Source organism: Xylanibacter rarus, from assembly GCF_001275135.1.
Taxonomy (GTDB): domain Bacteria; phylum Bacteroidota; class Bacteroidia; order Bacteroidales; family Bacteroidaceae; genus Prevotella; species Prevotella rara.
This window is the reverse complement of sequence record NZ_LFQU01000027.1, coordinates 23,354-43,981: the sequence shown is the minus strand read 5'-3', so window position 1 is coordinate 43,981 and position 20,628 is coordinate 23,354. Positions and strand designations below refer to the sequence as shown.

Here is a 20,628-nt window from a genome sequence, read left to right as displayed (position 1 = left end):
GGTAAAGGTGTCAGCCTATGTGTGCACACAGAGCGGCGCCATGCCCGTAATACCTGACAACATCAAAAGTTTTATAAAGCGCTGAGACTGACAGCGCCAAGGCCCGTGCCGGCAGTTTCGTGTGGTTCAGGCAGTCGTGCCGTTCCGTTACGGAAAGCCTTATGGCAATTTGTTCCTATCGTTCTTGTTGCCGTGTGGCAGGTGCGGGCTTTTTATTTAATGATTTCTTCATGTTTCAGCCGCATCCATGTCTTATATTGAGCTTACAGCCGTCATCTTTTACGCCGTCGTGGCTGCCTGTGTAAGGATAAGGCTAACGGCAAGATGCCGACAGAAAGCACAATGACAGACGAAGGTATTAGTTTGGCTGACGAACATAATATGCGGTCTGCTGACCGATTTTGGGTTTTAAGATTGTTTTTATTGGGTAATGTTGTCTCTGCAACACGGCACACACAAAGAATCGTGCATCGTGTTGTGGAGACATTTTTTATGCTATCTTGCTTTTTATATGATAAGGATGGAAGAAAATCTTATTAAGGTAAGTTTATTCTATATTCTGAAATATAAAACTTATAATCATATAAAAAGACTTTGTGTCGAAAACAAATAGTTTGTATACAAGACATGTCTTGTCTTGTATTTTGTCAAGGAAAAATTATTATTATTTTGTAATAATTTTTAATTTATTTATCTTTGCAAAGTATTGTAAGTATATTATACGTTGGAATATAGTTCATTATTAAAAAGATTTTTAAGAGCGAGAATGTGTTTGTGCATTCTAGTAAGTCTTTTTTTGTCTCTTTTTGTCTTGAATCTTCGTGCCATGGATGAAGGTGTTAATGGGTTGACAACGGTTAACGGGTTATCCTCTAACACTGTATTGGCTGTTACACGCGACAGACAAGGCTTTGTCTATTTTGGAACGACAATTGGCATTGATCGTTTTGACGGGGAGAGGGTTATTAATATACCTTTTACCGAAAATATTCCACAGGACATGCGTATTGTGAGTTGCCTTTCAGATATTGACAACCGCTGGATGCTGGTTGGAAGCTATATGGGGTTGTGGAAATTAGACAAACGTGAGCTTAAGTTGACAAGATGCTTTGAAGATGTTATAAAAGGCAGAGTTACGTGCCTATTGAAAATATCAGAAACGGCCTGTTATGTAGGAACAAACAGAGGACTTTACCTGATTAAAGGCAACAAGGTGGTTCGCTGTAAAATAAAAGACCGCAGTTTTGGTGATAATATAACAGATATGTCCGGCGACGGTAAACGTATATGGGTCGCAGGGAAAAAGGGTATTGCTGTATTTAGAAACATGTCCAGTGTATCCGACGGATCTGTCTGCCATACCAAAAAGGAACCTGTTTCATTGGTTAGGATAGGCAGGCGTCTTTTTATTGGCACTTCTGACAGTGGTGTGTGGCAGAAGAGTGATGCAGAGAGTGAGTTTTCTCACTATATGTTTCATGGCCAAATATCTGATATGAATAAAGATGGCAAGTCTCTACTTGTGGCAACTGCTGCATATGGTGCATACGAGATAAATACAGAAAGAAATGTTGTGGTGAACCGTTATTCTGAAGAAGCATCATCCGATAATGTAAGAATAAGGATTGCAGACCTTATGACTTTTTATCGTGATAAATATGGATGTAATTGGTTTGGAAGTATAAAGGCCGGAGTTGATTATACATATTATAACAGAAATATTTTTCATGTGTTCTCAATACCATCAGTGCTGACAACCAGAGGAACAAGGGTATACACCTGTTTTAGAAAGGGCGACTGGTTGTTATGGGGTACAGACGACGGACTTTATATAACGAATTTGAAGAACGGTAAACTTGTGAAAATTCCATCAGGAGAACTTGATGCCAATATCGTTACAGGCTTGATGGCAATGCCAGGAAACTATGTCGTTGGAACAGATTGCGGTGTGCGGCTTGTTGATATGAACACTTTTACGGTGAAATCTGTTTTTGGTTATGGATCAGTATTTTCGTCTGTAACAGATCGAAATGGATGTTTGTGGTTTGCCACGGACAAAGGGCTTTTGCGATATGATGCTGCAAATAACGTTACAGAGCTGTTTACAAAGGAAAACAGTGATATTGCAGGCAACTATGTTATGGGTATTGATTTTGACAGCTATGGTAAAGGCTGGTTGTCAACCGATTGTGGAATACAGACTCTTACTTTACGCAACGGAAAGTATATATTTAGTGGGAAAGTTCCAAAATTTCTGGCAAATTGCGGCAAGATGCGGCGTATATATCACATGGCCAACGGGATGATGCTTTTTGTGCCTGTAAGAGGATTTCCTGTAATGAGCAATCAGGAGGTAACAGAATTTGCGGTCAAGAAGTATGACATAAACGAGTCTGTCCCCTCTTTCTGTTTCGTTCGTGGCACAGAGATGCTGCTTTTTGCGTGTACGGAACAGTCGGTAAATCTTTTACGCAATGGCAAACTCCGAAAACTTGGCTATATTGACGGATTGCCGGGTTTGCTGATAGAGCAGAACTCGTATGGATATTCTGTTTTAGACCAAAAGTATTGGATGGCAACAGACAAAGGCCTGGTTTGGGCGCATGAAAAGGATTTGATGTCACATGATTTTGACACTATACCGATAGCAGTAACCAAAATAATTTCAGACCATGTCTTTACGGCAGAAGAGGTGAGCAGGGTAAATTTTGACAATACGCTACACATTAAAAAGGGAGAAGGTTCGTTTAACCTTATGTTTACATGTCTTGCCCAGGCTAATATGTCAGGCCTGAGCTATAAGTATCGTCTGGAAGGATTTGAAGATGAATGGCATGTAACATCGTCTCCGTCGTTGTCATATAGTGATGTACCTGCCGGTACGTATGTGTTGCGCATTGAAGTATGCGGTATGCCTGAAATCTGTATGACTATGAAAGTTATCGTCGTGTCTGATTGGTTTGCCATTGCTTGTGCCGCTGTCTTAATTGTGCTGGCTTGCATTGCTGGCTGGATTTTAGTAAGGCGTGTCGTGGAAAGAAAAGTAAAAGGTAAGGAGGAATCAGAGCAAGTACAGGAGAATGCAGATTCACTGCATGAGACTGAAGAAATATCAGACAATAATCAGAAATATCAAAGTAAGCGTCTTTCGCAGGAGCAAGCTGACATACTTCAGAAAAAACTGAATGATTATATGAAAGAACATAAGCCGTATCTGAATAAAGATTTGCAGATGCGTGACATTTCTGATGGTATAAACTGTTCTGCCCATGAACTGTCGCAGTTGTTCAGCTTGTTTATGCACACCAATTACTATGATTATATTGCCGGGTTTAGGGTAGAGGCCTTCAAGAAGATGATAGCCCTTCCTGAATATAGAAAATTTACCATTACGGCTATATCAGAGAAGTGTGGCTTTAAGTCGCGCAGTACGTTCCTCTCAGCGTTTAAGCGTATTGAAGGAGTTTCGCCGAGCGAGTATATCAAGTCGTTGAAGGAGCATTAGCCATTCGGCTTATATTCTTGTTTATATAGATAATAGAAAAGGGCCATATTTTTTACTCTTTGAGAGTTAAAATATGGCCCTTGGACAAAAGAGAATTAATGAAGCTCCGATGTTTAATTTGTTGCAGTTGTTACTTTACCACAACTTTCTGTGTCGTTGTCTTGCCATTCTTATAGGTTGTCAGCACGATGTTGACGCCCTTTCTCATTGACGGAATGCGCATGCCTGTGATGTCGAAGTATTCAACCTTTTCAACCTGTCCGCTTGTGACATCCTGAACAGATGTGCCCTCTTTCGGTATATATTTCAGTCGCAGGGTAGGAACGTAGGTCTTCTTCATCAGTCCGAAACTTGGTGTGCCCGGAAGATAAATACCGCTTGAGCCAGAGTTTGCAGGTCCGCTGTAATAATATACCTGTATGTCGAACCCTTCGCGTGCATTCATGTCGTGTGCCACAATAAGGTTGCCTCCGTTATAGGTGAAAGGCTCGTTAAATTTAATCGTCTGCTCATAGTTGACGATGTCAATCTGTTCTCCGCTGTATACCGTGGTCAGTCCTTCTGGATGATTCTCGCTTACTTCATTGGCCGAGGTTGTTCCTATACGGTAGTTTACGTCAGCTGATGTATAGTCGATATCTGCTTCCATTACAGTCTGATAAGTCATCTCCGTGATTTGCGCACCATTAAGTCCTTCCATATCCTTTTCAAAGTAAATAGACTGGGTGTAGATAGGATAAACCCAATAGCTGGTGTAGTATGTGCATACGGGGAAGTCAAGAGTAGCTCCGTCGAAATCTCCGAGATAGCGTACATAGTCGGCTTGTGCGTCATAGTCGCATGTAACGTCGCCGGCTGAAGTATGGAATATAAACTTGCTGCTGTAGAGTCCGGGAGCAGTAGGCTGAATCTTTACAGGTATGGCCAGGGTGTCGCCGGGTGCGACAGGTGTTGACGGAACCTCTAAAGAGAATGGCTTTTCTGCTTCGGCACCAGTTATGGTAAGCGGATTTGTTCCCTTGTTGATAATCCAGCAGTAAGTGTCAGTAGCCCTGTCTAATGGAGCAATAAGGTCGTAGTGGTAGCGTGGCGCGTGCATGAATGCGGCGTCGGCTTTGTCGTCAATGAGGTCTATGCGTATGTTGCTTATCTTTGATACGTCGGCTGAAGGTATCAGTGTCGTGTAGTCTTTTATGTGTGCAAACACAGCCTTGTAATCGCCGGCAGGCATAATGTATGTGCCTACGAGATTGCGGCGCGACTGATCCATCTTGACAACGTCGACATTGTTTACCGTAACGTGGAAAATGTCGCCTTCAGGTTCAACGGCAAAGTTGGCGTCAAAGCTCAGGCGTGCCAGTTTTCCTTCAGGTACGCTGAAGTTCATTGTAAGTTCTGATGTGGTGTTGTCGTGGTTGGTGTTGGTGCTGTAGGCTTCGTTCTCATTTATCAGCCACGGATACTCAGAAGATGTCTCCCATGATGTGATGAGTTCCTTACCTTCATTGACGAGCGAGCTGTAGTCAGGCAGAGCCTTTACGTTTCCTTCAATTTTGACTTTGCAGTCTTCTCCTTCAGAGTAAACCACGAGTTCTGCGTCGTGTGTTCCTACGAGTTTAGGCATGAATGTCACGGTTACCGTCTTGCTTTGCATGGGTTGAAGTTCAAATGTCGTGGGCGAAACAGTGTAAGCTCCGTCTCCGCCGTTTATCTCAACACTGCAGTCGGTAGGTGTCATTCCCTTGTTGACAAACACAACCTTTCTTTTCAGTGAGCCAGTATTTGCAAAAGGCTCGCCGAAGCTGATGCTTTCGGTTGAAGATATTATTGCAGCGTTTTCGGTTACCTTTTCAAATCTTACGCCTTTCTTTAGAAATTCTGTTATGCCCGAGTTGTTGAATCTGTATGTTCTCCACAGTCCGAAGCCTGTTTGCGGCACGAGCATGTCATATTTGGCGTCAGCTTCAATGTTGAGAGTATCGTTAAACAGATAGTCAGCTTTTTTAGAACCGCCTTTTATGTCGCCGCTTACGAGCCACCAGCGGTCACCTGTTCTTCCTTCAAACATATAGGTCTCGTCGCTGTATGCCGCATAAGTACCAAGGTTGGTGTTGGCAAGTGTAGGTATCTTTATCATTCCATCATTTACGGTTCCGCAGATTGTGCGGTAGTGAAGGTCGGTGATGGGGAACAGATTATACATGAAGAATCTTCCTGTGTTGGTTATCTTGATGTCTACAGGACAGTTTACACCCTCAATTCCGTCGGTGGCTGTATAGTTGCTTTCAGTGTTGAAATAGCTGTCGCCTATGAGGATGTATTTAGAGCTCAATTCAGTATAATATCCGTTGAAGGTCCTGATGTTGCTGATAGATGTCAGCTGTTCGCATCTTGTTTCGGTCTCACTGTCGTCTGAGCCGGCAAATTCAACCTTAATGGTGTGCTTGCCTGTGCCGGTGAGGTCTATGTGGCATATTGTGTCGCATGTGGCAGTCATGGCAGCATTTCCGTCGGCACTGATTTTGAGCGGCGACAGTTCTGTGGCCTGCACGTCAAAGTCAACCACGCTTTCGTTGCCTTCCGTGTTTACTTCAAATGTAAGTGTGCCTGACGGCGATACGGGACGCAGTCGCTTGTCGTAGATGCCCCATCCGTCTGCAACAAAGTTCCGTGCACTGTTGTCAGGAGATATTCCTTCATATTCTGTGGCCTCAGAGAAGCGTATGTTTCCGAAAGACACATAATCCTTTTTGGAACCTGAATTTTCTTTTGTGAAGATCCATCTTACGGTATGTTCGCCCTTAGGCAGAATGTAAGAGAAAGAGCCTGTAACATCGTCAGTGTAGCCGAAGGCACGGTCGTTGTCAACAAACATTATCAGGGAGTCGGGCGATTCGGCTGAAATATCATAGTCGAACGTCATTCGTGTCGGCTTTTCTGATTTGTAGAATCCTGTCAGAGTGGCGTCGCCGTCCTGTTTCTTGTCGTTATTGTTAGATGCCCATGTGTCTTCCGAAGTCCAAGGCCATGCAGAGATATTGTCCCATTTGTAGAAGAAATTCTTGTCTCCTTCAACTATGAGCTGACTGAAGTCGTGAGGAACGTCAAGTGCCTTTCCGGTTATGTTTACCTTGTAGACAGAGTCGGCGGCGTTGATGGTCATTGTGCCGTTGTATTGTCCTGGGGTTCCGGGGGTGAAGATTATCGGGATGTCCACCGGTTCGTCAATATATACAGTGCCTGTCTCTTGTGTCGTAGTGAACACCGTATTGTCAAAGCTAATAGAGTATTTTACAGGTGTTGCGCCCAGCGAGCTAAGAGTGATATAATTGGTTATCTTTTCGGTGTAGTAACATTCGCCGAAGTCAATATTGTCGGTGCTTATTTCAGATACAGCTTCATCTGAGAGCCGTTTCAGAACGTATCCGTCACGGTAGTCGTAGATGATGCCCTCGCCGTAGTCTTCAGACACTTCATACAGCAGCACTACTTTTCCGTTAGATGATATCTCTGTCGTGTCGCTGTTGATATAAAGACGTAGTTCGTTTTCCAGATTCACGCCTTGTGATCCGTCGGGATTGTTCACCAGTTCGCCTGCCAGCAGTGATACATAGTCGTTGTCTATTGTGCCTACGATGGTGTTGCTTTCATCTCCGCGATATGGTGAGGCCACGGGGAATATAATCTGATTGCCTTCGGTCTTTGCCGTAATGCTCACGTCGTCGTATAGCCAGTCTTCAAGTATCGGCCCGAAAAGATTGTCTATTTTTACGGTGTTCTGACTGTGGTCGAAAACAAACGTTGATGCCCACGTTACCTCTTCATCATAAGAATTGATGTAAGAGGACCCCTGAAAATAGCATGTGGTTGTTTTTCCGTCCACTTTGTTTGGCTTTGTAGCACGCAGCGTGATGGTGCCTTTATGGACGTTTGTTCTTACTTGGTGCCGGTTTCGGTCACCTTTGTCGTTGACACTCTTGAGCACAAGTTGCTTTCCGGCATTCCTTATGCTAAGATTTTGTCCGTTTAATGCCACTGGCACTGCCAGAAGCATTGTGAATAGCATTTGTTTAAGCATAACAAGTAAAAAATTATTTGATAAATTTGTGAACGTTTACAATATTTCCTTTTGAATCAGTGCTGACAGCTATGTTCAGTCCTTTCTGCGGCTCTGCAATGCGCTGTCCTGATACGTTGTAGTAAACTGTGCGTATGCTGCCTTCCGTGTGGTTGAGGCTGATGTCTGTGCCTTCCTCGTTGATGCTTGCCTTGCGCAGTTCGAAGCGGTCTATGTTTTCCACCTTGCAGTTTTGGTTGTCGTTCTCGTCGTAATTGCCGACAAAGGCAACGATATAAAGATTCTTAAAGTTTTTCTTCATATCCTCCGTAAGTGTGAAGGAGCATTCATACTTTGTGGCGTTGTCTTTAAAGGTTATAGGCTCACCCCATTTGCTGTCTGTGGCTCTCAATACATTGCGGTGGATGTATTCATCGCCTTTAAAATAGAATTTCTCACCTATGCGGTCGTCATAGAAATATTGGAGTACGGCCGGCATCTTGTCCTCAACGAGGAATACGGTTAATCTGGGATTGTCGAGAGAAAATTGTTCGTTAATCTCGCAGTCTACCGTAACATATACGTTCGTAGAGTCTTTGCTTATCTGAGCCTCAGGATGCACGTACACCGTGGTCGGTTCAGACAGAGTCTGGTCTGTCAAGTTCCACACCATGTCTTCTTCTGTCCATCCCGGACATATCAGATTTTGCGGATTGCGGTCGTATAGCAGCCATGGCGCGCCGTCAACTTCAAACATAGAGGCATAGCTGCGACTGTCTGAAACCGAGAAAGGATCGGTTCCGTATGTATGATGCTCTATTGATATGATGCGGCTTTTTTGCGGGTGCTCATCAATGAGCCTGTCTACAAATCCGCCTACACGCGGACAGTTGCCGCACGATTCGCCCGTGAAGTATTCCATAAGCATCTTTTTCATGAAGAGATGCTCTTTCACGGTATATATGTATGTGTGATATCCGTTGTCGGTCCATTCGTCTTCGTAGTTGTCCACTCCTACAATCTCTACGTCTGATGTCAGGCCTGTGCCTTCATATTCAGGCTTGAAGTCTATTTCCACTGACGCCGAGTCGCGGTATGAGATTGTCCTGTCGAGCTGTATAGTCCTGTAGAACGGCTCCATTCCTTCAGGGCTTACCTTGGCATAAACAGAGGATACAGGCTGAAGTCCGTTGTTTCGTATTATGGCCGAGAGCGTAATAGTGTTACCAAGTTTTATGCTGTCGTCGCTAATTTCCGTTTCGGCTATGCATACATCATGCTGCAGCAGGCTGTTGCCCGTTACGACGCCTTCCATGCTCAGCACTCCTAAGCCCTCATGGCTGCGGTCTTGCCATTCGCCGTCGTCAATTTGTGTAAGCAGTCCGCCTTCCGTGTCTTTTGATACTGTTGATATGACATATCCTGTTGCACTTTGATAATATGTCATTCCCAATACATAGTCTTTGTCCTCAATATCTATTGCTTTAGGAAGGCTCACCTGGTTCCAGCCTTTGTCAAACTGACTCTTCTTCAACATAACGTCTGCTATATTATTGTCTGTTGACTTTTCACGCACCCAGACGTTTATACTGTCAATTTTAAGTTTTGAAACAACGGCAAAGCGCAGGGCTGTCAGTCTGTTGCCCTGATAATGCCGCATTGTTTCAGCCGGAATTATCGTTGCCGCACTGACATGGCCGGCATCGCCGTTAAACACTTTGCATTCGTCAGATATTCTGCCTACGCAATGTCCTACGAGGAGCGAGTCGCCCGATGCACGTGCTGTCTGAACTGATATTGCTGCAAACAACAGAAAGTAAAAGATTTTTTTCATAAGCTCACATAAAAAATTAAATTAACTATGTGGCAAAATTAGGCTATTTTTTCTTCCGCTTCTAATTATATCTGTCCTTTCGGGCCGTTTTCAATTGAAAAGAATTAGAAATTATAAACGCTTGATAATCAGTTATTTAATGCTGTATGTGCGCTTATCTCAATTGAGATGAGCATCTAAAGCATTGTTTTGGACCCCATCAGTATGCTGTTGTTGCCTGTTTTCGGGTCCTGTTGGTGTGCTTGTTCGTTTTTGTGGCGCTATGTTATATCCCGGTTGTTATATCTTTGCCGTATGTCATATATTATTATTTTGATGCTTTTATTGCTGTTTCTCTTTCCAATGTGTCATCAGAGTTTTGTCAGGATTTTCAGACGAAATAGAATTTCTGAGGGCAGCGGAGGCATGGCGGCGGTAAACAATATTTACATTATCATGCAAAAGGTATGCTTTTGAAAAATTACTCGGCCACTTTTGGATGAGAAACAGACGGTTTTTGCACCGTAAACGGGCCTGTTTTTTTATTGAAATAATGGCTTTTTTGTCCTAATTGGGACAAAAAATGTTGCACATTATGCTCTTTATGAGTATAACACTCTGATGCTTAGACAGTTGCGATTGCACGCGAAAACTGCCCGTTTTTGCAGCCGGGAGATTTTAATTTTCAAATATCGCAGTATGAGAGCGTCAGCATAAATCAATGTGTAAGCGTTTTGCTTCGATGCGGCTCAATGTGTATTCGGCCGTTGCCGCAGTGGCACGCGGTGAGGAGCTGTCTGCTGGCGGCGGCTGTGTGGCGGCAATGGACGGGAGCAGTGGGATGCCGTGTGCCGCCGTGATGTGTATTATAGGCACGGCATGACTACCGGCAAGGGGATAAAGAAGGCGGCCCTTTCGCGAGGAAAGAGCCGCCTGAAAATAGGTTAGGGTGATAATCATGCAGCAGGATTAGCTGCTGACTTTTACTTTACAATCATCTTTTGTGTGTAAACTCTGCCGTCAACATTGATGCTGATGATGTAGATGCCGGCCTTAACTCCGTTCAGCGACAGGCGGTTGCCTTCAGAGCGTGACACGCATACGCCGCTGATGTCAACGAGAGTGGCATTGTCAAACTTGCCGTTGATGGTCAGGCAGTTGTCGCCTTCATTGCGTGTTATCGTCACGTTGTCGGCTATGTTGTGCTCAATGCCTGTTACGTCGTCGAGGCAGAACTGCTCAGAAGCCTCTGACTTCGTTCCGTCGTAGAAGAAGCCAACTACCTGATAGCATGCGTCCTCAGTAGGTTCGGGATCGGTGAAGCGGGTCTGCAGTCTGTCGATTACTCTTTCGTTGAGCTGCTCGCCGTCGCGGTAGATGTTGTATGCAAACAGATCGCCCTCTGCAACCGGTGTGAGTTCAGGAGTGTCTGTGATGCATCCGGTGATGTCCCAGCAGCAGTAGCCCTGCTCAGGTGTGCCCTGCTCGTTGTAGAATTCAGAGAGTTTCAGCCAGCTTGCGCCGTTGTCTTCAGAGTAGAGGTCGCTCTTGCCTGCAACAAACTTGTCGCTTATAATGTAGCATATAGGTATCTGCTGCTCGTCGTAGTCGAAGATCTTAACACCTATCATCAGCTCTTTGGTTCCGTCGATGAGGAGCGGCTCGTCGAGAGCAACTGTCAGAGCCTCGTTGTATGTCATGTCCTTTATTTCCTGTTCGCGTACCATCTTGCCGTCTTCAAACACTACAACTGAAGCGTGTATGCCCTTTACTTCCTCTTCTGTGCTGTAGTAGTTGATGGTTGTCTGCACGCCTGAGAGATATTTGCCCTTGTATGCAGCCAGGTCTTCAGGTTCAAACTTGTTGGCGGCAATAAGTTCCTTGCCTTCGTTGCCTATGGTGTATTTGTTGATGAAAGAAGGATCGTTGATGTAGTTGAGCTGGTAAGCGCCTGAGAGGTTCTGCCACATCAGTGAGAGCGACTTGCCGTCTTTGCCCAGTGTGCCTGTAAGTCCGGCTGGAGCCTTTGAGCCAGAGCCTCCGGCCTCAATCCTCAGGTTGTCTACGTACATCATGTATTGAGCAACGCCCTGTCCGTGCTTGCGCAGACGCAGCTGGAAGATTTTGCCTGTTGTTCCGGCAGAGATGTCAAGGTTAATTACGTTGTAGCTGTATTGTGCATAGATGTCTTTCAGCGACCATGCCTTTATCTCCTTCCATGTCTTTCCGAAGTCGGTAGAGATGTCAACGCTGATAGAGTCTTTCTCGAGATCTTGGTCTACGGAGTTCAGCGGTGCCATCTGCATGAAGAACGACAGGCTTACTGATTCTGCCTTTGTGGCGTCGAGCGGGCGTGATATGAGGCTTCCTGAATAAGGCTGCTGTGAGATTACCATATAAGAAATGCTGCTGCCCATCAGTCCGTAGTCTTGCATGACGCCCCACATTGCGTCAGTAGGATCGCCGTATTCTTTTACAACTTCCCAGTAGTTAGTCTCAAGAGAGTTTGACGAGAAGTCGTCGAACAGAGGCATGTCGTATGTGTCGGGCACAGAAGCCTTCAGAATGTTTGACTTTGGCGAAAGCATCTCGCCGCCCTCTGCTGTCTCGAACACTGCTTCAACGGCATAGCCCGGGTGTCCTGCCGGAACGTTGTTCTCGGTCAGAGTCATCGGCTTGTCGGCTGTAACGTTGGCAACCTTTTTGCCGTCGCGGTAGATGTTGTATGACTTCAGGGTCAGGTCTTCATATTTAGTCTCGTCCTTTGCCCATGTCAGCGTAACCTGTCCTAAAGCCTCCGACTTGGCAGAGAGTCCTGACGGGGTTACAGGGATAGACACGTCGTATCTTTCTGATTTCAGAATCCAGCATTTAGCCTTCTGTCCTACGGCAGCATAGATGTCGATGTTTCCTACTATTACGTTGCCGTCGGCAGATATAGCCATGGGCACAGCCTGTGTCTTCTCGCCATACTCAAATGTGAAGTCGGGAGTAACTCCGCTGGCAAACAGCTGCATATAGTAAGGGAAGTCGAGGTTGCGGTCCTCCTTGTATGAGTACCAGAACGGGCGTGTATATACATCTCCGCCGAAGAATATAGAGCCATAGTTATAGGCAGCCACTACGTTACCGTTGTTGTCTACGGCTGCATGTTCTATGTTTGCTGCTGTATCGAAGGCGGGAATTTTGCGTCCTTCATTGGCTTCAAAATTATATATAAACACTATTTGACCTGAACTTTTGGCCACGATGAACTTGCCGTTAGGGCTCATTGACAGTATTTTCACCTGTCCCCCGTAGCCTGATGTTTCCCATCCGATTTGTTCGTCTGTCACGATAGTGCATTTGCCGTCTTTCCATAATGCCACCTTTTGGTTGTTTGTAGCGTCTGTTATGGTTCCTACAATAGCTGTGCCGTCGTCAGAGATGAAGTAAGGTCTTCCGCCTTTTGCATCTTCAGGTAATGCGAGCCACTCGAGAGTCCATTTGCCGTCGTTGCCCTCTTTCCACATACATGGATAGAATGATGCGGCATTGTCTGTGCTGATATATCCGCAGACGGTCTTTGAGTCGGCCGAGATGTCTGTAGCCTGTGAACCGTCGCCTAGGATTTTAAACTTAGATGTGTCGAAATCGCCGTAGTAAAGAAGCGTGCATTTGCCGTCTTTCCATATCGCGGCAGAGTTGGCAGGTCTGGTTTCAGTGCCAAACATGTCAGAGTAAGTTATGAGAAGATCCGGGTCCTTTGATGATCCGCAAATCACGCCGGCGTCGTTTACGGCCTTAAATTCTCCTGACTTGCTGAAGTCGTTTTGGTCAAACTCGGTAAGCCACTGTGTCTCACCTGTGTTGGTGTCATACAGATAGCTGACAGAATAAGAGCCGTCAACCATGTATGAGGGATTCACTCCTACAAGATATTGTCCGTTGGGTGAAATCGCCACTCCGTAAGTTAACTCCGGTAATGTCTTAAAGCTTTTGTCTGCCCATGCATTTTCAGCAAATGTTGCAAGTGCAACAGCCAATAAAAGTAACGTCTTTCTCATGAGTATAACAATTTAAATTAAACATAATATGATACTTCGAGGTAACAAAGTGTCTGTCATTTGCAAATTTAAATAAATGTTGTTATTTTCTTTAAAATATCCTGCCGTTTTCACTTCATATGTATCAATATGAAGTAAAAAGCCCCTGTTTTATGTTGCTTAATCAGTAATAAATGCGAATTAAACGGAAGATTTTAAAGACAGATGCGTTATAGGCATCCCAGTTTGGATGCGGGCATGATGTTTCAGGCAGAAAGTATTATGGGTAAGACAGCCGCCCTCGTGCTGTGTCGGCAAGGCTGGCGGCAGACGGAGATTGGCTTATGACCGACAGCCGGACATGCAGTATGCCGAACCGTCATGACAGAGCCGGCACTGTTAGTGTGGAGAGAACAGCCTGTCGGCGTGGCTGCAATGCGTCTTCAGCCATCAGCTCGTAGTATTGCATATGACGTATGCAAAGAAATAGCCGGACGTCTTTATTAAATATATGTATAAAGACATCCGGCTATTTTGTTTTTTATTGAAATAGTGCTATAAGCAACGGCATCAGTACTTGAACGAACTGCCGCCCAGGAACTCGCGCAGCAGCGACGTAGGCGGCAGCTGGCGGTTGGGTATCGGGGCGATATACTTGAGGAACTTCAGCAGGCGGTAGGCCTCGGCGTGCTCCTCCATGTTCTCTGGCACAAGCTCGAGCAGCGGTTCGGCCTGGCTCTTTATGACGGCAAGCTCGAAGAGCAGGGCAGAGTTGAACATCACGTCGGCATTCTCCTGATAGGGGAATATCCACTTGTTCTCGCCGGCACGCACGCTCGGCCAGCGGCGTATGGTCTCGGCGGCGCTCACACCGCGGTATTTGTAGTCGCGTATGATGCGGCGCAGCAGTCGGTTGTCGGTCGTCGGTATATAGTTGTGCGTGTCGAGCAGTATGGTTGTCAGTGCCGATGCATACACGCGGAACTTCTGTTCCTCTGGTATTTTGGCCGTGAGTTCGGGGTTGAGTGCGTGGATGCCTTCCACTACGAGCACGTTGTCGGGCAGCAGTTTCAGCCTGCGTCCGCTCTTTTCGCTGCGTCCCGACTGGAAGTTGTAGCGCGGCAGCTCAACCTCCTCGCCCGCAAAGAGCGCGTTGAGCTGCTCGTTGAGCAGCGGGATGTTGAGCGCATAGAGACTCTCGTAGTCGTAGTCGCCCTTGTCGTCCTTAGGCGTAAGCTCACGGTTGACGAAATAGTCGTCCAAAGAAATCTGCACAGGCTTGATGCCGCACGTGAGCAACTGTATGGACAGACGCTTGCAGAACGTTGTCTTGCCGCTCGACGACGGGCCCGATATCAGCACCACTCTTACGCCCTTGCGCGCCGCTATCATGTCGGCAATCTGCGATATCTTCTTCTCCTGAAGGGCTTCCGACACGTTGATAAGGTCGGTAGAGTGGCCGTTCTTTACGGCGTCGTTAAAGTCGCCCACGGTGCTCATTTCCAGAATCTTCTGCCAGCGGTGGTGCTCCTTGAATATCTCGAACATCTTGTCCTGCCTTATCAGGTCGCCCAGACGCGACGGGTCGTCGCGCAGAGGTATGCGCAGCAGCATGCCGTCGTAATACTTCTCGAGGCCGAAGAGATACAGCTGGCGCGTGTTGGTGAGCAGCGTGCCGTAATAATAGTCCTTGTATCCGTCTATTTCGTAGTATGTGGTGTAGAGCGAGCCTACGCTTTTTAGCAGCTTAACCTTAGAGTCCATGCCCATCTCGGAGAACATGCCGATGGCCTCTTCCGTGGTGCATTCGTGGCGGCGTATGGGCAGCGCGTCGTCGATAATCTGCTGCATTCGCGAGCGCAGCGCGTCGGCGTCGGCCTCGGTGAGTGGTCGTCCTATGTTGATGTTGCAGTAGTAGCCGTTAGACACTGGTATGTCTATCACCACCTCGGCTCCCGGCCACACGTCATGCGCGGCCTTGCACAGCACGAAGAACAGTGTGCGCGTGTAGGCTCGCGAGCCTGAGGCCGACCTTATGTCAAGAAATTCAACATCCTTGCTGTGGTACACTCTGTAGTTGAGCCCCTCCACCTTGTTGTTTACTTTTGCGCTGATGGGGCCGTAATCCATTTCGAGATTAAATTCACGAAAAACATCAGAAAGTGTACTTCCTATTGCAAAATTTTTAATTTTTTATTATTTTTGCAACGTATTTGAATTGTTTGTTTCATATCCATGCGGTTAAACGATTTACGCTCGTAAAGATACTCCGTTTTTCGCATCACATCGCAACATGACATGATAAATTAAATTAAAATATGTCGATTTGGATTTTTTTTAAGATTATTGGAGCATTAGCCCTTCTTATCTACGGTATGAAAGGCATGAGCGAAGCTCTGCAGAAGATGGCAGGCTCACAGTTGCGCCACATCCTCGGCACGATGACTAAAAACAGGTTTACCGGAATGCTCACCGGTATGTTCGTAACTTGCTCAGTGCAGTCGTCGTCGGCCACGACGGTAATGACAGTATCGTTTGTCAACGCCGGACTCTTGACATTGGCTCAGGCCATATCAATTATTATGGGAGCCAACATTGGAACTACGCTTACGGCATGGATCATGAGCCTCGGATTCTCGTTCAACTTCACCGATGTGGTGTTCCCTGCCTTTATTGTCGGCATCCTGCTAATCTACACCCGGCGCCATCGCTACATAGGCGACTTCCTCTTCGGCATAGCCTTCATGTTCTTCTCGCTGGCAATTCTCAGCGACACGGGCAAGGAGATGGACCTTGGCCACAATCAGGCTCTGTTAGAGTTTTTCAGTTCGTTCGACACTAACAGCTACATAACAATAATCGTATTCCTTCTTATCGGCACCGTGCTGACCTGCATCCTGCAGTCGTCGGCCGCCCTGATGGCCATCACCATGGTGCTCTGTTCGAGCGGCGTGCTGCCCATATATCTGGGTATAGCGCTCGTGATGGGCGAGAACATCGGTACTACCGCCACGGCCAACCTGGCCGCACTCGGAGCCAACACACAGGCGCGCAGGGCTGCGCTTGCCCATCTGGTGTTCAACGTGTTCGGCGTACTGTGGGTGCTGTGCGTGTTCTATCCGTTTGTCGACCTCGTCTGCAACTTTGTCAACTACGACCCGCAGTCGCACGACCTCAACCCAATAAAGCTTTCTGTCGTGCTGGCAGCGTTCCATACGTCGTTCAACATCTGCAACACCTTTATACTTATATGGTTCATACCGCAGATTGAGAAACTTGTCTGCTGGCTCATCAAGCCCCGCACCAACGACGAGGAAGAGGAGTTCCGCCTGCGCTACATCGGCGGCAACAGCATCATGGAGACGCCGGAGCTGTCGGTGCTCGAGGCACAGAAGGAGATTATACTCTTTGCTGAGCGCATACAGCGCATGTTCGGATTTGTGCGCGAGCTGCTCAACACCACCAACGACACGGCCTTCACGAAGCTCTTTACCAGAATTGAGAAGTATGAGGGCATCAGCGACAACATGGAGATAGAGATTGCCAAATATCTCGACAGCGTGAGCGACGCCCACCTCAGCGACGAGACCAAGGCCAGGATAAGGGCCATGCTCAGGGAGATATCGGAGATTGAGAGTATCGGCGACAGCTGCTACAACATTGCCCGCAACATCAGCAGAAAGTTTAAGGGCAAGGAAGACTTCACCGAAAGCCAGTATGAACACCTGCACCAGATGTTTGAACTTACCGACGACAGTCTGACGCAGATGAACATCATGCTCTCGGGACGCAAGGACAAGCTCGACGTTAACCGCTCGTTCAACATAGAGAACGAGATTAACAACTACCGCAACCAGCTGAAGAGCCAGAACATCAACGACGTGAACAGTCATGAGTACACCTACGCCATCGGCACGATGTATATGGACATAATATGTGAGTGCGAGAAGCTTGGTGACTATGTTATCAACGTTGTTGAGGCCCGAATGGGTACAAAGCAGAGAGAAGCCTGACCATGACACGGCCGCCGCGGCGGCATGGGCATGGCATTAGCAATAACAAGGTCCGGCCAGGGCATGCCGCTCTGGTCGGACTTATACACACGCTATACGGCCGTCCGTATTGTCTTCCGGCATCATACATTTGCCGGAGGCAGTGCCGACGGCCTTTTTTGTGCGGCATCGGCAGGCATGTTGTCAGCCGGTAGAACGGTGCGCCGCTGCTGCGTACCAAATCGTTGGCGTGTGTGGCTGCGCCATGTTGCGTCAGCCATGCCGTACAGGCAAAATTAACCTATGACTTGCGCATGAAAAGTGGGCCGTTTACGGTGCAAAAGTGCCCCACTTTTGCACCATAAACGGCCCACTAACAGTCTGAAAGTAAATCGGCGGCAATTCCTTAAAGAATTGCTGAATATTTATCACAAAACAATCTTCTGTTAATGAAAAGTGGCTGAAAATGTTACGATTTTCAGCCTCTTTTTGTATATCCCTGTTTCCGGCGTCAGCAGGCAGCTGTCTTGTGGCTCCTGAACAGCATGCCCGATGAGTTTGTTATTGAATGTTTTTCTGCCTAAATCCGTCTTCATCGTTCTGTCTTATTTAGGCTTTATCTTGAGCGTAGAGGCTTCCGCTTTTTCGGAGATGTTTTTCATTTTTAACTTTTAACCCAAATCGACAGATTTTGGTTAAACGATATGCACCGTAATACGCGGCTCGCTTTTAATCCTGTGCGGCCTGGTATTGTGTCATAGGGCCGGATGTGGAATAATCGTATACTAAAAGTTAAATAATGTTTTTCACTGCAAAATAATACACACATTTGGAGCTTCTAACAGTCAAAAACACTTCAAAAACTTTTTTAGACAATAAAGTTTTCATATATTTGCCACCATTATGAAACATAAATGTAATAACCTCATGCTGGCATTAGTCATCCTGCTGACCCTGCCGGCGTCTGCCACAGAGAAGGTTGTCCCCATTCGCTATGGCAATATGGACAATTGGACCATACGTAAGATAGAGGAATCTGCAATCATCGGGGGACAGACAAAGACGCTGTATGAGATAGGACCAAGCCGCACCATAAGCGGCAACAAGCCTTACGTCAACGGCGGAGGTTCGCCTTGGGGCACGTCTAACGTGATGGCAAAGGTCATGGGGGTGGTAAAGACCAACAACTCGGTCTACCGCGACAAGCACGGCAGCGGATATTGCGCCAAGCTGACTACTCACATCGAGAGCGTCAAGGTGATGGGCCTTATGAACATCAAGGTGCTGGCGGCAGGCTCTATCTTCCTGGGAGACATGAAGGAGCCGATAACCGGAACCAAGGACGGACCAAAGGCCATGAACAACGGTATACACTTTACGGGCAGGCCCAAGGCGCTGCGCTACGACTATAGGGTGAAGGTGGCCGGCACGGCCAACAGAATAAAGCAGACCGGATTCAGCAAGAGTTCTACCGTGGCTGGCAAGGACTACGCCATAACCGTGCTGTATCTGCAGAAGAGGCATGAGGACAGCAAGGGGAACATCACGGCCGAAAGAGTGGGCACGCTCGTAGTGAAATACGGGACAAGCACCAACGGATGGGTGAACAACGCCACATATCAGATACTTTACGGCGACATAAGGAACAATCCTAGCTATGACGCAAGGACCATGGGGCTGCGCAAGACCGACTATGCACGCAACAGCAAGGGCAAGAGCGTGCCCGTGGTTGAGACGGGATGGGCTCCCCAAGGCACTGCGCCTACGCATCTGATGCTGCAATTCTCGTCGAGCCACGGCGGTGCATACATCGGATCACCAGGAAACACTCTGTGGATAGACAATGTTGAACTTGTTTACTGATAAAGACAACAGCTGATGAAGACTCTGCTGCTTACAACCATCATGGCGCTCGGAACCGCAGCCGCGGGGGCGCAGGATGCCGGAGACAAGGCCGGAACCGTAGTGGCCGACACGTGTGAACAGGCCGGAACATGTCCTGCCGACACTACGGAGAAAAAGAAGAAAAAGGGACTGATAAACCGCGTCATCGACTATTTTGCCGACTCGAACAAGGAGAAACCTTACAAGAAGTTCGACTTCAGCATAATAGGCGGACCGCACTACAGCACCGACACCAAGCTCGGACTGGGACTTGTTGCCACCGGACTGTATCGCACTGACATGGCCGACTCGCTCCTTACGCGCTCTAACGTGGCCCTTTACGGCGACATCACCACGGCAAACTATTATAAGATTGGTGTGAGGGGCAACCATATATTTCCGCACGACCGCTGCCGCATGGTCTACGACGTGTCGTTCGACTCGTTCAAGAGCGACTTCTGGGGCATCGGCTACGAGATGGGCAACAACGACGCCAACAAGTCGGAGATGAACCGCTGCCAGGTCAATGCCGACATAAGTCTGCTGTGGCGCTTTGCCGACAATCTGTATGCAGGTCCGGTGCTGGTCTACGACTTTGCCTATGCCAACAACGTAGAGCGCCCCGAACTGCTCAACGGCATGGACAGGCGCACATGGAACGTTGGCGCGGGCGTCTCGCTCGTTTACGACTCGCGCGACGTCATAACCAACCCTCACAAGGGCTTCTATGTCAACCTGTCGCAATATTTCCGGCCGGCATTTCTCGGCAACGACTATGCCTTCAGCACCACCGACCTTCATGCCAGCGCATACGGACGGGTGTGGAAGGGAGGCATCATCGCGGGCGACATCACCAGTACGCTCAACTTCGGCAATCCCTCGTGGGGCATGATGGCGCTGCTTGGCAGCTCTTATTCCATGCGCGGATATTATGAGGGACGTTATCGCGACAAGCACAAGATAGAGGCGCAGGTTGAGCTGCGTCAGCATCTGTGGGGGCGCAACGGCATGGTGGTATGGGCCGGAGCGGGCACGGTGTTCAGCAAGTTCAGCGCCATACGCGCCGACCGCGTGCTGCCCAACTTCGGCATAGGCTACCGCTGGGAGTTCAAGAAAGACGTGAACATACGCCTCGACTACGGCTTCGGCAAGAGCGGACAGTCGGGCTTCCTCTTCCATATCAACGAGGCCTTCTGACCTCGTCTTCTCTGTGGCCGTGCCTTGTCATGCGCCGTCAGCGGACATCATAGTCCCCTGTCTGCCGTATCATACGCCCGCCGCTTACGTTCTTCGGCAGCTGCCGCCGTGAGGCTGTGTGCTGTCGCGCCGTGACAAAGTTCTGTCGGGGCGCC

The 20,628-nt window shown here is 47.6% G+C and carries 9 protein-coding genes and 1 pseudogene; 5 read left to right on the top strand and 5 right to left on the bottom strand.

The window, feature by feature from the left end; all coding sequences use genetic code 11:
* The first annotated feature begins 724 nt into the window (after positions 1-724).
* A complete protein-coding gene (locus ACU52_RS11930; protein ID WP_053398947.1) occupies positions 725-3,505 on the top strand; it encodes a helix-turn-helix domain-containing protein in 2,781 nt (926 codons plus the stop codon).
* A 130-nt stretch (positions 3,506-3,635) separates the two neighbouring features.
* Here ACU52_RS11930 and ACU52_RS11925 read toward each other — a convergent pair whose 3' ends face one another.
* Together ACU52_RS11925 and ACU52_RS11920 are read right to left on the bottom strand one after the other, a co-directional pair.
* Entirely contained in the window at positions 3,636-7,571 is a 3,936-nt protein-coding gene (locus tag ACU52_RS11925) for an Ig-like domain-containing protein (RefSeq protein WP_162207774.1), read from the bottom strand.
* A gap of 25 nt (positions 7,572-7,596) precedes the next feature.
* Entirely contained in the window at positions 7,597-9,396 is a 1,800-nt protein-coding gene (locus ACU52_RS11920) for an Omp28-related outer membrane protein (RefSeq protein ID WP_053398945.1), read from the bottom strand.
* 700 nt (positions 9,397-10,096) lie between these two features.
* Here ACU52_RS11920 and ACU52_RS15195 point away from each other — a divergent pair.
* Complete coding sequence (locus ACU52_RS15195; protein ID WP_156316897.1) at positions 10,097-10,258, top strand: hypothetical protein; 162 nt, start codon at positions 10,097-10,099, stop codon at positions 10,256-10,258.
* Between the two features lie 100 nt (positions 10,259-10,358).
* Here the strand turns inward: ACU52_RS15195 and ACU52_RS11915 are convergent, their stop codons facing one another.
* Both ACU52_RS11915 and ACU52_RS11910 read right to left on the bottom strand, forming a co-directional pair.
* Positions 10,359-13,421 (bottom strand): T9SS type A sorting domain-containing protein, encoded by a 3,063-nt coding sequence (locus ACU52_RS11915; RefSeq protein WP_147630865.1) that lies wholly within the window; start codon positions 13,419-13,421, stop codon positions 10,359-10,361.
* A 549-nt stretch (positions 13,422-13,970) separates the two neighbouring features.
* Positions 13,971-15,631: pseudogene (locus ACU52_RS11910) on the bottom strand (nucleoside kinase).
* Positions 15,632-15,718: 87 nt separating this feature from the next.
* Here ACU52_RS11910 and ACU52_RS11905 point away from each other — a divergent pair.
* A complete protein-coding gene (locus ACU52_RS11905; RefSeq protein WP_053398943.1) occupies positions 15,719-17,413 on the top strand; it encodes a Na/Pi cotransporter family protein in 1,695 nt (564 codons plus the stop codon).
* Positions 17,414-17,838: 425 nt separating this feature from the next.
* Here ACU52_RS11905 and ACU52_RS15190 read toward each other — a convergent pair whose 3' ends face one another.
* On the bottom strand, positions 17,839-17,988 hold the full coding sequence (locus tag ACU52_RS15190; protein WP_156316896.1) for a hypothetical protein: 150 nt from the start codon (positions 17,986-17,988) through the stop codon (positions 17,839-17,841).
* Between the two features lie 307 nt (positions 17,989-18,295).
* Between ACU52_RS15190 and ACU52_RS11895 the strand changes: the two genes are divergently transcribed.
* Positions 18,296-19,255: a PCMD domain-containing protein gene (locus ACU52_RS11895; RefSeq protein ID WP_053398941.1), complete on the top strand. Its 960-nt coding sequence runs from the start codon at positions 18,296-18,298 to the stop codon at positions 19,253-19,255.
* A gap of 15 nt (positions 19,256-19,270) precedes the next feature.
* Complete coding sequence (locus ACU52_RS11890) at positions 19,271-20,473, top strand: BamA/TamA family outer membrane protein (protein ID WP_053398940.1); 1,203 nt, start codon at positions 19,271-19,273, stop codon at positions 20,471-20,473.
* Positions 20,474-20,628: the final 155 nt, after the last annotated feature.